This window comes from Sphingobium lactosutens, from assembly GCF_013393185.1.
Lineage (GTDB): Bacteria > Pseudomonadota > Alphaproteobacteria > Sphingomonadales > Sphingomonadaceae > Sphingobium > Sphingobium lactosutens_A.
The window spans coordinates 99,883-113,252 of sequence record NZ_QJQX01000083.1 but is presented as its reverse complement, the minus strand read 5'-3'; the positions used below and the strand labels follow the sequence as shown (position 1 = coordinate 113,252).

Sequence of the window (13,370 nt, the reverse complement as noted above, 5' to 3'; positions counted from 1 at the left end):
CAGACGTCACAGGATGAAGTTAACCGTCGCCCGGAATGAGATGGCGACGTGATTTTGTTGTTCCTCCGCCCCGAACTCTCCGCCGATGCGGAAACTGTCGGTGCCGCCGTAGAGGCGCGCGCGGCCGGTCCAGCCATTGGTGCGGTCTTCGGGCACCAGGGTGAAGCGATCGCCGCCCTTGAAATAGGCGGTGGTGGAACCAAGCGATCCGCCGATGATCTGACGACGTCCACCTTCCAGTTCCAGACGCAGCCAGCCGTCAGCCGGGTTGAGCGCGCCGAAGTCGTAGCCTGCCGTCACCGTGCCGTTGGCGGTCGTTTCATCGCTGGTGCGGCCAAGGACAGTCAGGTTGAAGGCATCGCCGCCGCCGGTTTCGGCATAGCCGTCCTCCTTCAGGCGATAATAGTCGATACCCACCGCCGGACGCAGGCCGAAGCGGCCCATCTGGAACTGGTAGGACGCCCCGGCCGTGGCGGAGTAGAGCTTGCCGTCCCACTTACCATTGGCCGTGCGGATGACGTCGCCATTTTCGAAATGGCGGGTGCCCGAGAAGTTGATCGCCGCCGCCGACAGGCGCGCGAAGGCCAGCAGCGGACCCCATTGGCCACGCCAATGCGCCGCCAGTTCATATTGGTCGGAATCGACTGCATTGTTGGAACTGCCGGTGGAATCGCTGCCATGGATATAGGCGAGCGATCCGCCGAACGCGCCGAGATCGGTGAGATATTCGACACCGCCGCCAGCGCCCCAGCCGTTGATGTCATAGGAGGCGGTGCTCCCGACGCTCTTGGCGCTGCCGAAGGCGACCTGCTGCAACCAGAAGCCGAGGCGGCCATCCTTGGTGCGGTAGACGCCATTGGGGTCGGACAAGATGCGCGCGGTCGCCCGCGAACCCGCCGTCACCGCCTCGAACGTGCCGCCGGCATGGTCGGGCAGCATCTGGCGCAGATTGGCGTTCAGCGTGCCGCCATCGGCAATCGCCAGATAGGCGCCGGCTATGTCGCTGTCGTTGTCGAGCGCGTTGAAGATGGCCGAATAGGCGCGCGCGACCGAGCCGCTGAGGCCGAGTTCGGACACGCTCTTCGCGGCAACCGATAGCGTCACTGTGCCGGCCGTGCTGTCGCTGCTTACCGAGCCTTTGAACATATAGGGGAGGTCGGTGGTGCTCGACAGGGTCGGCGATCCGTTCAGCGATCCGGCGCGGACGATGACATAGTCGCCTTCCGATCCGCTGACCTCGGTCAGGTTTACCTTCACCTTCGAACCGCTGGCGAAAGTTGCCGCACCCGCAATGTCATAGCTGGTATGGGTGTCGTTGGCCGCGTCGATCGTCACGCCGATGGTGGACGTGCCGCTGGCGGAGAGCGACGCGAGCGATACGGCGCCCGCATTGGTGGCGTTGAGCGTGCCGCCGTTCAGCACCACAGCGACATTGCCGCCATTGCTGATTGCGCCGGACAGTGACGAGGTGCCGCCGAGCGTCAAACTACCGGTGCCGCCCCCGAAATCCACCGCGCCCGTGATCTTGGCCGTGTCTGCCAGCGTCAGCGTCGAGGTGCCGGTACCGAAGGCGACATCACCGGTCAGGATGGACGATCCGGACAAAGCGAGGCTGTCGTTGCCCGTGCCGAAGCTGACGTCGCCGGCGATGGCGCCCGCCGAAACCGTCACGACATCATTGCCCGAACCCAGGCGGATGTCGCCCGCGATCGACGGCGCCGTCGCAGTCGAGGAGGCTAGCGCCTGGGTCAGGGTGACGCCACTGCCGTTGGCGCTGAGATCGATCGCGATATTCGATCCGTCCTTGCCGCCGGTCGCTATGATCTTGCCGGTGTTGGACAGGCTGGAGACAGTGCCCGAAGAATCGAGAATCGCGACCGCTGCACCTTTTTCGGTACTGAGGGCGGTTGCGCTGACCGTGCCGCTGACCTTGATCGACGCGACCGACGCTCCGGCATCGATTACCAGGCCACGCGTGGATGTGCCGTCCTTCGACGAACCGGTCGCGCCCACGGTGCCGCTGACCTCGACCGTATCTGTGCTTGCGCCGGAGCCAAGGCGCAGTGCGGTCGCGTTGCTGTCGTAGGAAACCGCTGCAACGGTGCCCTTGACCAGGACGCCCTTGGCGATCGACACGTCGCCGCCCAGGCCGCCGATGGCGAGGCCATTGGCGTCGACGCCGTCATAGATGCCATAGCCGGCGATCCCGCCATTGACGATCAGGCCATAGCCGGTGCTGTCGCCGGTCACGGCGCCGATCACGGTATCGGTATCCGCCGCGCCCACCTGAACGGCTGCGGCCTTGCCATAGGTGATGACGGCGGCGGTGCCTTCCGTGCTGTCGGTCAGGCCGTCGTCGTCGACGTCCGTGTCCTTGTCATCCAGCGTCGGGGGCACGTCGAAGATGACGCCGCCAGCGACATTGCCCGCGATCACGACGGCCGATCCGCCCTGGAGCAGATCGTCGGCATCCAGTTTCGTCGCGTCGCTCGGGCGGGTGGTGGTGCGATAACCGGTGCTGGTGATGCCGCCCTGGATCTTCACGGTGCCGCTGACGTCGCCCAGCAGCGCCGCGCCGATACTGTTGGCGCCGGTGACGGACGTCGCGCCGCGCAATGTGACATTGCCGGCGACGTCATTGGCCAGGACGCCATAGCTGTTGTCGCCGACCACGGTGGTCGTACCGCTGGTGGACAGGTTGCCGGTCAGCGCGCCGTCGAGGCGGATGCCAGCCGACTGGTTGCCCTCGATCGAGATCGTGCCGCTGTGGATGATGTCGCCGGTGTGCGCAGCGCCGGATTGCAGCCAGATGGCGTTCTTCCCGGTCCCCTTGGCGAAGGCGCCGTCGAGATCGCCGTCGCTGTCGCTGTCTGTCGCGGTATAGTCTTCGGTCAGCGTGATCGTGCCGCTGTTGGTGACGACACCGTTGGTGCCGGGCGCGACGAGGATGCCCGTGACATTGTCGGCATCGTTGATGGTGATGGTGCCGGCATTGGTGACGGCGTGGCTGCTGTCCATCGTGACCGCGGTGCCGCTGGTCAGTTTGATCGATCCGTCCGAAGTGATGTTGATCGAATCGGCTGCGCCACTGGCGATAGTGGAGGTCTTGACGGCGGCGGTGGTCGCGGTCGAAATCTTGGTTTCGGCAGCCGCGTCGGCCACCGTCAGGGCCGCCAGCACGGGGGCGATGGCCGTGCAGGCCAATAGATGTCGCATGATGTCTCCTCTGCGTGACGCGCTGAATGTTCTGTGCGCGCGTGCGCTTGAGACGACGCCGAACGGTGTATTCCGTCAGGCAGTGTGATGATTTTGTTCAGAAAGCGAAATCGATCCCGATGCGTACCGTGCGGGGACGAAGGGGGGTGTAATAGTCGGTGTGCAGGTCGAACGGCGTGCCGAGCGAGAAGCGATTGCCATTGCTGTCGAGCAGATTGGTGAGCGAGAGCGAATATTGCACCGGGCCGCGTGTCAGGCTGGCGGTCAGGCTTGTGTCGACATAATCGCCCTGGGTCTGGCCCAGGATCGGGCCGACGCCGAGACGCGACTTGCCGACATAGCGGGCGGAACCGCTCAGATGGAAATCAAGCTCATTCGCAAGGGGCGTGCGATAGTCGAAGGCGAGACGTCCGCCCAGATTTGCGACATTGGGGAGGGAGAGCGAGCGGCCGTCATAGGACAGCGCGCGCAGGAACTGGGCTGGCTGGCTGAGGCGGCTGTCATTGTAGATGAAGCTGCCGTCGAGGGTCAGGGCAGGGAGCGGGCGGACGACGATGCGTCCCTCCACCGTGTAGATGCGGCCGTCGCCGATGTTGGCGGTGGTGGGCAAGCCGATCCGGTCGGTGACGTCCGCCTGGATATCGCGCCAGTCTGTATAGGCGGCATTGGCGCTGATCGCGAACCTGTCTCGGCCGGGCATCCCTTTGCGGAAGCCCAGTTCGAAGGTCGAGATGCGATCATTCTGAAAGCGCCGGATCCGCTGATCGTCGACGGCGAGGCCGCCGGGGCGGAAGCCCTGCTGGAATTTGGCGTACAGGGTGACGTCGGGAATGGCATCGGTCAGCAGCGAGGCGGAGGGCAGGAAGACCGTCTCGCTGCGGTCCGCCTGCGCTTCCGCCCGCGCGACGTCCGCGAAGGAGAGGGCGGCGATCGGATCGAGCGCTTCGCCCGACAGGCGGCTGTTGGTCAGGCGTCCACCAAATGTAGCGATCAGGCCTCGGATCGGTTCGAACGAGGCTTCGCCGAACAGGGTAGCCTCCTTGATGCTGTTGCGCACGCCGGTCGCGGCGGCCGGCATGCCCATGCCGTACATGGGGACGCCTGGAATGACCTCTGGCGCCGGAGCGGTGCCGTAGGATGTGAGCGAGCGGTTGAGGCGCGACGTGCTTTGCAGATAGGACACGCCCAATATCCAGCCCAGCCCGTTATCGAGATCGCGCACAAGCCGGTTTTCGGTCGAGAAGATGTCGACATGGTTGGTCTGGCGGAACAGGGCCGGCGCGCCGCCCGGCTGGGTCGCGTCATAGCTTTCGGCCAGTTCGTTCCGCACATAGCCGGTCGAGGATACGAAGCGCAGGCTGTCCCATTGCCGTTCGATGCGCAGATTGCCGAGAAGATAGTCGGACTGATAGGGTTGGGCGACGGCTGATGCCCGCTGAAGCCGGCCGACCGAGTGCGCGGCATATTGGGCATCGTCGCCGTCGATATGCTGGTAGACCCCATTCAGGTCTATGGTCCAATTTTCGTCGGGGGCAAAGCGCAGCGCGGCGCGCCCGCCCCAGGTGCGCACGCGGTTGACGTCGTCCTTGTCGCGATTGACGTCGTCGATATAGCCGCCCTCCTGCACGCCATAGCCGACGACGCGCAGCGCCAGCTTTTCCGCAACGATGGGAATGTTGAGCGTGGCGGAAAGATCACCGCCGGGATCGCCATGCTGGGTGGCGGAAACCCCCGCAGATGCCTGGCCGCTATATTCGCCGAGATTGGGTGCGTTGGGCATCATGCGGATGATGCCGCCCAGCGATCCTGCGCCGTAGAGCGTGCCCTGCGGACCTTCCAGCACTTCGACCCGGCCGATGTCGTAGAGCTTCAGGTCCGGATCGGGCGCGGCATAGTTCAGCCGCATTTCGCCCAGATACTGACCCGTGGTCGCCTGGGTCGGTCCGGCGACCCCCGAATCCGCGATGGCGCGGATGAACAGCTTGTTGCGGCCATTACCGGCATGGGTCGAACTGAGGCTGGCGACCCGCGCAAGCAGCGTGGCAGTGCCGTTCGCCGCCTCGCCGCTGGTGAAGACGCCGCTGTCCAGCGCCTCGACCATGCCGGCATAGCGGAGCAGCGGCGTATCGCGCTTGGAGGCGGTGACGATGATCTCGGCAGGCGGCTGGTCGGGCGCCGGGGCGGCCTGGATCGGGGCGGGGCCGGCGGCGATCAGGCGTGGCGCTATTTTCGCACGGACGATGCGCCAGGTGGTCGTGTCGATCCGATGGGCTGTGGCACTCGTTCCCTTGAGAAGCCGCCGGAGCGCGGCATCGACCGACAATTTCCCTTCGACACCGGCGGTGGCGATGCCGGCCAGCGACTGGTCTGACATGCCGATGCTGACGCCTGTCTGGCGGCCGAGCGCGATCGTCGCCTCGCCCAGCCTGCCGGGGGCGATGCGGATATTCTGTCTGTCCGCCGCTTGCGCGGGCGATGCGCTCGCTATGGTGAGGGCGGTGACGAGAAGAAGATCAGCTCTGCGGCCCATTTCCTTCCTTGAGTGGCCCTTCCTTCAGCAACCATGCGTCACCCTGTCGCACGGCGGACAGGCCCATCAGCGGCGCCGCGCTCGCGAAAAAGCGCGCGGCATCCTTGTCGAGGCGGATCGTGCCGGTGAAGCGGCTGACCCCGGCCTGCGGCGTGAAATGTATTTTGATGCCAAGAGAGCGAGCGATATCCTCGCCCACCTGTGTCACCGGGGCATTGGCATAGACCAGATTGCCCTGGCGCCAGCTGGCGACGGATTCCGGCGCGACATCCATCACGCGCAGCCCCTGCCCATCTTCGGCAAGGCCGCGTCCGGCGGGCAGCGTAATCGCTTCGGCCTGCGGGTTGTAGACCACCTTGCCTTCCGACACGCCGATGCGGGTCGCGCCGCTGGCATGCACGATGTTGAACACCGTGCCCGCATCCTCGAATATGTCGTCGCCCACCGTCACGCGGAACGGATTGGCGACATCGTGGCGCACGGTGAAGGCCGCCTCGCCGCTGTCCAGCGCGGCAAAACGCGCATCCTTACGGTCGAGGCGCAGGCTGGTGCCGCCGTTCAGCTCGATCTTCGTGCCGTCGTCGAGCGCGATGCTGCGTGTCTCGCCCGGCCGGGTGGTGACGGTATAGATGTCGGAACGGTTGAGCGTCCCGATGGAGACGGTCGCGACCAGCGCCGCCGCCACCGCGCTGCCGCCAACCCAGCGCCACGGGCGACGCGGCGCGACATCGTTCGCCGCGACGGGCATGGCGACGGGTTCCGGCGGAATGATCGCGTCCAGATCGGCGTCCGCGACCATCAGGGCGTCATAGGCCGCCGCATGCGCGGGATCGCCCTCCAGCCAGAGGGTGAAGGCATCCCAGTCGTCAAATTGGGGGTCGCGCGTGGCGATGACCCACGCGAGCGCCTCCTGATCCATCATCGCTCCAGCCCTGTTCATATTCTGCCCCTTGCAGAGCTTGACGCCGCCGACCCGATCATTCCGTATCCATTTTCTGCTTGAGCGCCAGCATTGCGCGATATGCCTTTTGCAGATCCTTTTCGACGGTGGTCAGGCTGACGCCCAATTCGGCGGCGATCACCTTCTGCCCGACGCCCTCGATGCGGAAGCGGCGGAACACCATCTCGACGCGCGGGCCAAGGTCGCGCAGCACGGCGCGCGCTTCGTCCAGCTTCTGGTTCAGGATCATGCGATCGTCGATCGCGATATCCTCGGTCGGATCGGCCATGACACCGCCTGCGCCTTCCGCCCAGTCCTGTTCCCGCCGCTCGCGCCGGGTGGCCGAACGGTAGCGGTCGAGCATGAGGTTGTTGGCCATGCGATAGAGATAGGGCAAGGGGTCGCTGACCGGGCCAAGATCCTTGGCCTCCAGCTTCATCCACATGTCCTGCAAAAGATCCTCGGCATCGTCGCCCGCGCCGCGCGCGCGCAGAAAGCGCAGCAGGGCGGGACGATTTGCCATGAATATCGCGGAAAGGCCGGTGGCCATGCCTGTCTTTGTCCAATGCGTGGCGATCAGGCGGGTTGCCATAGAGGGGAGGAAGGGGTCTTGGCAATCGGCAAGCTGTTTACCTGCGCGCAGCGCTGCTCTAGCGCGGGTGAAACAACAGGAGCAGTGCGCGCATGATCGAAGGTCTGGCCGTTGAAGGACTGGATAGGGCGGCGGCGCAGGCGGCGGGGATGGACCCGGACCGGCTGGAGGCGCTGGTCGATTTTCTGGACCGGACTTATGTTACGTCGGGCAAGCTGCCACACATGCAATTGCTGCTGTCGCGCGACGAGGTCCCGCTGCTGTCGGTCGTGCGCGGCGAAGCGCGGGCGAAGGGCGATCCGCTGCGCGATGATGCGCTTTACCGCATTGCGTCGATGACCAAGCCCGTGACGTCGGTTGCGTTCATGATGCTGGTGGAGCAGGGCAAGGTGGCGCTGGATACGCCGGTGACGGACGTGATCCCCGAATTTGCCTACCTGCGAGTCGGGCGGGCCAATCGCGCGCGGCCGAAGCGGGCGATGCAGATGATCGATCTGTTGCGTCATACGTCGGGCCTGACCTACGGCCTGCAACGCCAGACGCCGATCGACGCGCGCTATCGCAAGCTGGGGCTGGACGAGTTCCAGCAGAAGCGGACCTCCGACCAGTTCATCGCCGATCTCGCCACATTGCCGCTAGAATTTTCGCCGGGCGAGCGATGGAATTATTCGGTGTCGACCGATGTGCTGGGCGTGGTTGTCGAGCGGTTGACGGGACTCGATCTGGAGACGGTCTTCCGGGAGCGTATTTTCGGCCCGCTGGGGATGGCCGATACGGGGTTTCTGCTATTGGCCGACAAGGCGGATCGCATGACCGACGCATGGCGGCTGGGGGCGGACGGCGTTCGCACGGTGGGCGACCATGGCGCGCGCAGCGGCTGGCGGCGGGAGCGTTTTCTGTCGGGTGGCGGCGGCCTTGTGTCCTGTGCGGCGGACTATCACCGCTTTGCGCGGATGCTGCTGCGCGGCGGCGAACTGGATGGAGCAAGGCTGCTGAGACCGGAGACGGTCGAACAGATGCGCAGCAACCAGCTGCCGGGCGGGGGCGACCTGTCCACTATGTCGAGCGGCATGTTCAGCGAGGCGGACTATCAGGGCGTGGGCTTCGGCCTTGGTTTCGCCATGGGGCTGGCGGGCGGCGAATATTATTGGGGCGGGGTGTTTTCGACCTATTTCTGGATCGACCCGGTCGAGCGGCTGATCGGCATCTTCATGACCCAGTTGCTGCCGTCCAGCGCCTATCCAGTGCGGGCGCAATTGCGGCAGGGCGTGGCCGACGCGATCGTCCAGACACGGCGCGGCTGACGGGATCGAATTGCGCCTCCGGCCATTATTGCTGCGCCGCAAAATGGCCATGGCGCGGGCTATGAGGCTGTGCCATCATCCGCGGTGACTCAAGAGGGGGACCGCGCGATGACTCTCCAAGGCCAGACCAGACTTCCTCAGCCCGCGCCGAGGCAGGTGGACCCGGAAGTGTTGGCGCAGGAGATTGTCGAGCGCCTCACCTATCGCATAGGCAAGAATGCCGCCGCGGCCAAGCCGCACGACTGGTTGCATGCGGTGATCCTCGAAATTCGCGACCGGGTGATCGATGCATGGATCGCGTCCACGCAGAAGACCTATGAGGAACAGGGCCGGCGGGTCTATTATCTGAGCCTGGAATTCCTGATCGGCCGGCTGATGCGCGATGCGGCGTCCAATCTGGAGATGCTGGACGATTTGCAGGCGGCGCTGGACTCGCTGGGCGTCGACCTTGACCTGATCGCCGCGCTCGAGCCGGATGCGGCGCTGGGCAATGGCGGCCTGGGGCGGCTGGCGGCCTGCTTCATGGAGAGCATGGCGACGGTCGATGTGCCTGCCTATGGCTATGGCATCCGCTATGTGAACGGCATGTTCCGGCAGGAGATCAGCGACGGCTGGCAGGTGGAATTGCCGGAAAACTGGCTGGCGCATGGCAATCCCTGGGAATTCGAGCGGCGCGAGGCAAGCTATGAGGTCGGCTTTGGCGGGCGTGTCGATCCGGCCGAGGGCGAGGAAGCCGGACCGCACCAGATGCTCTGGAAGCCAGGCGAACGGGTGATCGCGACCCCCTATGACACGCCGATCGCGGGCTGGCGGGGCAAGCGGGTCAACACGCTGCGCCTGTGGGAAGCGCAGCCGATCGATCCGATCCTGCTCGACAAGTTCAATGCCGGCGACCATCTGGGCGCGCTGGCGGAAAGCAACCGGGCCGAGGCGCTGACCCGCGTCCTCTATCCGGCGGACAGCTCACCCGCCGGTCAGGAACTGCGTTTGCGGCAGGAATATTTCTTCTCCTCCGCGTCGTTGCAGGACATCGTCCGGCGGCACATCCAATATTTCGGCAGCATCAAGACCCTGCCGGACAAGGCGGCGATCCAGCTGAACGACACCCATCCGGCGGTGGCGGTCGCGGAACTGATGCGCATCCTGCTCGATGATCATGGGCTGGATTTCGACGAGGCGTGGGACATCACCCGGCGCACCTTCAGCTATACCAACCACACCTTGCTGCCCGAGGCGCTGGAAAGCTGGCCGGTGCCGCTGTTCGAGCGTCTGCTGCCCCGGCACATGCAGATCGTCTATGCGGTGAACAGCCGCCTGCTGGCGGAGGCTCGCAAATCCGGACAGTTTGACGACGGCGCGATCGGGGCGATTTCCCTGATCGACGAGCATGGCGGACGGCGGGTGCGCATGGGCAATCTGGCCTTTGCCGGATCGCACAGCGTCAATGGCGTGTCGGCGCTGCATACCGACCTGATGAAGGTTACGGTGTTTGCCGACCTGCACAAACTCTACCCGGCGCGGATCAACAACAAGACCAATGGCGTCACTTTCCGCCGCTGGCTGATGCAGTGCAACCATGGCCTGTTCGAACTGATCCGCGAGGCGATCGGCGACCGGTTCATGGATGATGCGGAGGCGCTGCGCGACCTTGACCGTTTTGCTGACGACAGCGCGTTCCAGGAGAAATTCCTGGGCGTGAAGCGCGCGAACAAGGTGGCGCTGGCGAACCTGCTGCGCAAACGCTTCAATGCGCGGATAGACCCGTCCGCGCTGTTCGACATCCAGATCAAGCGCATCCATGAATATAAGCGGCAGTTGCTCAACATCGTGGAAGCGGTGTCGCTCTACGACCAGATACGCTCGCATCCCGAAAAGAACTGGGTGCCGCGCGTCAAGCTGTTCGGCGGCAAGGCCGCGCCCAGCTATCATAATGCCAAGCTGATCATCAAACTGGCGAACGACGTCGCCCGCGCGATCAATCACGACCCGGCGGTGCAGGGGCTGTTGAAGGTCCAGTTCGTGCCCAACTACAATGTCTCGATGGCGGAAATGATGATTCCCGCCGCCGACCTCAGCGAGCAGATTTCGACTGCCGGCATGGAAGCGTCGGGCACCGGCAACATGAAGTTCGCGGTCAATGGCGCGCTGACCATCGGCACGCTCGACGGCGCCAATGTCGAGATGCGCGACCATGTGGGCGAAGACAATATCATCATCTTTGGCCTGACCGCGCAGGAGGTGAACGAGCGCCGCGCCAACGGCTATGTGCCGCGCGACGTGATCGGGCAAAGCCGCGAACTCTGCCAGGCGCTGGACGCCATTGCCGGTGGTGTCTTCTCGCCCGACGATCCGGATCGCTACCGAGATCTGATCCAGGGCATTTACGACCATGACTGGTTCATGCTCACGGCCGATTTCGACAGCTATTCCGCTGCCCAACGGGAGGTCGACCGGGTCTGGGAGGATCAGGCGCTCTGGGCGAAGAAGGCTATCCACAATGTCGCGCGCATGGGGTGGTTCTCGTCGGATCGCACCATAAGAGAATATGCGAAAGATATCTGGAAGATGGGTGCATGAACGAGGCTAGAAACGGCGCGTGCTGACGCCGGAGCAGATCGACCGGCTAGTTCAGGGCCGCGAGGATGATCCCTTTGCCACGCTCGGCGTCCATCTTGCGGAGAAGGGGTTTACCGCGTGCGTGATGCTGCCCGAAGCGGTCGGCGTCAGCGCGCAGACATTGGCAGGCAAGCCGGTCGGCACATTGGAGCGCATCCATCCCGACGGGCTGTTCTTCGGCAAGGTGTCGGTACGCAAGCGTCAGCCGCTGCGCTACGTTGCCCATTATGCCGATGGCGGCGACTATGCGTTGGTCGATCCCTATGGCTTCGGCCCGGTGCTGGGACCGATGGACGATTATTTCCTGGCGGAAGGATCGCATGCCCGGCTGTTCGACAAGCTGGGTGCGCATATTATCAGCCATGAAGGCGTGACCGGCACCCATTTTGCGGTCTGGGCGCCCAATGCGCAGCGCGTGTCGGTGGTGGGCGACTTCAACCGCTGGGATGGCCGGCGCGGTGCGATGCGGCATCGGGCGGATGCGGGCGTGTGGGAAATCTTCCTGCCCGAAGTGGGAGCGGGCAGCCGTTATAAATATGAGATTGTCGGCGCGGACGGTGTGGTGTTGCCGCTCAAGTCCGACCCCTTCGCCTTCGCTGCGGAACTGCGCCCCTCGACCGCTTCGATCGTCGCCGCACCGCTCGATCATGTGTGGGGCGATGCGCGTCATGCCGAACATTGGGCGAAGGCCGATCCGCGCCGCGAACCTATATCGATCTACGAAGTCCATGCCGGGTCATGGCAGCGGGACGAACATGGTCAGTTCTTGGACTGGGACGAACTGGCGAAACGGCTGATCCCCTATGTCGTGGGTCTGGGCTTCACCCATATCGAGTTCCTGCCGATCAGCGAATATCCCTATGATCCGAGCTGGGGCTATCAGACGCTGGGCCTCTATGCGCCCACCGCGCGTTTCGGCGATCCGGCCGGCTTCGCGCGCTTCGTCGACGGCGCGCATCAGGCCGGGATCGGCGTCATCCTCGACTGGGTGCCGGCGCATTTTCCGACCGACGAGCATGGGCTGGCGCAGTTCGACGGCACCGCGCTCTACGAACATGCCGACCCGCGCAAGGGCTTCCATCCGGACTGGAACACCGCCATCTATAATTTCGGGCGGCGCGAGGTGGCGCAGTTTCTGGTCAACAACGCACTGTTCTGGGCGGAGCGCTATCATGTCGACGGCCTGCGGGTCGATGCGGTCGCGTCAATGCTCTACCTCGATTATTCGCGCAAGGCGGGGGAGTGGATCCCCAACGACCATGGCGGGCGGGAGAATGTGGAGGCGGTCGACTTCCTCCAGCAGATGAACAAGGCGCTCTACGGCGCGCATCCCGGCGTCATGACGATCGCGGAGGAATCCACCAGTTGGCCGGGCGTGTCACAGCCCGCGCACAGCGGTGGCCTCGGCTTCGGCTTCAAATGGAATATGGGCTTCATGCACGACACGCTGCGCTATTTGCAGCGCGATCCGGTGCACCGCGTCCATCATCATGACGACATTACTTTCGGCCTGCTCTACGCCTTTACGGAGAATTTCGTGCTGGCGCTGAGCCATGACGAAGTGGTGCACGGCAAGGCGTCGCTACTGCATAAGATGGCGGGCGACGATTGGCAGAAATTCGCGACCCTGCGCGCCTATTACGGCCTGATGTGGGGCTATCCGGGCAAGAAGCTGCTGTTCATGGGGCAGGAATTCGCGCAGCGCGCCGAATGGAACGAAGACCGTGCGCTCGACTGGCATCTGCTCGATCATGCGCCGCATCGTGGCGTGCAGAAGCTGCTTTGCGAACTTAATCGCCTCTATCGGGATCGGCCTGCGCTTCATGCCCGGGATTGCGAGGCGGAGGGGTTCGAATGGGTGCTGGTGGACGCAGCGGCGGATTCGATCTTCGCCTGGGTACGTCGCGCACCCGGCGCCATGCCGATCGTCGTCATCAGCCATTTCACGCCGGTGCTGCGCCATGCCTATCGGATGCGCTTGCCGTCGGGCGGGCAGTGGCGTGAAATAGTGAACAGCGATGCGCTGGATTATGGCGGCAGCGGGGCCGGTAATCTGGGCATGGTCAAGGCGGACGAGGAAGGCTGGGCGAACATCACCATCCCACCCTTCGCAACCTTGATGCTGGAGCTGGATTATTGAATACCGACGGGCGCGTGCAGGCGACGAGCGGG

Annotated in this window: 7 protein-coding genes; 3 read left to right on the top strand and 4 right to left on the bottom strand. The window is 64.5% G+C overall.

What is annotated here, in order from left to right; translation table 11 throughout:
- Positions 1-6 precede the first annotated feature (6 nt).
- The 4 genes from DM806_RS24810 to DM806_RS24795 all read right to left on the bottom strand — a co-directional run bounded on the left by DM806_RS24810 (position 7) and on the right by DM806_RS24795 (position 7,236).
- Positions 7-3,216 (bottom strand): autotransporter outer membrane beta-barrel domain-containing protein, encoded by a 3,210-nt coding sequence (locus tag DM806_RS24810; protein WP_179045818.1) that lies wholly within the window; start codon positions 3,214-3,216, stop codon positions 7-9.
- Between the two features lie 97 nt (positions 3,217-3,313).
- Positions 3,314-5,746: a TonB-dependent receptor domain-containing protein gene (locus tag DM806_RS24805; RefSeq protein WP_179045817.1), complete on the bottom strand. Its 2,433-nt coding sequence runs from the start codon at positions 5,744-5,746 to the stop codon at positions 3,314-3,316.
- Positions 5,730-6,668 carry a FecR family protein gene (locus tag DM806_RS24800; protein WP_179045887.1) on the bottom strand — a complete coding sequence of 313 codons (939 nt, stop codon included), beginning with the start codon at positions 6,666-6,668 and terminating at the stop codon, positions 5,730-5,732. Before DM806_RS24800 ends, DM806_RS24805 begins: the two co-directional genes overlap by 17 nt.
- A 55-nt stretch (positions 6,669-6,723) precedes the next feature.
- The gene (locus DM806_RS24795) at positions 6,724-7,236 is read right to left on the bottom strand and encodes an RNA polymerase sigma factor (protein WP_179045816.1); all 513 of its coding nucleotides are present in this window, start codon (positions 7,234-7,236) and stop codon (positions 6,724-6,726) included.
- Positions 7,237-7,370: 134 nt separating this feature from the next.
- On the opposite strand from DM806_RS24795, the gene DM806_RS24790 reads away from it, so the two are divergent.
- From DM806_RS24790 to glgB, 3 genes are all read left to right on the top strand, one after another.
- Positions 7,371-8,582, top strand: coding sequence for a serine hydrolase domain-containing protein (locus DM806_RS24790; RefSeq protein WP_179045815.1), 1,212 nt, complete (start codon positions 7,371-7,373; stop codon positions 8,580-8,582).
- Positions 8,583-8,690: 108 nt separating this feature from the next.
- A complete protein-coding gene (locus tag DM806_RS24785; protein ID WP_179045814.1) occupies positions 8,691-11,159 on the top strand; it encodes a glycogen/starch/alpha-glucan phosphorylase in 2,469 nt (822 codons plus the stop codon).
- Positions 11,160-11,178: 19 nt separating this feature from the next.
- The gene (gene glgB / locus DM806_RS24780; RefSeq protein WP_179045813.1) at positions 11,179-13,338 is read left to right on the top strand and encodes a 1,4-alpha-glucan branching protein GlgB; all 2,160 of its coding nucleotides are present in this window, start codon (positions 11,179-11,181) and stop codon (positions 13,336-13,338) included.
- Positions 13,339-13,370 lie beyond the last annotated feature (32 nt).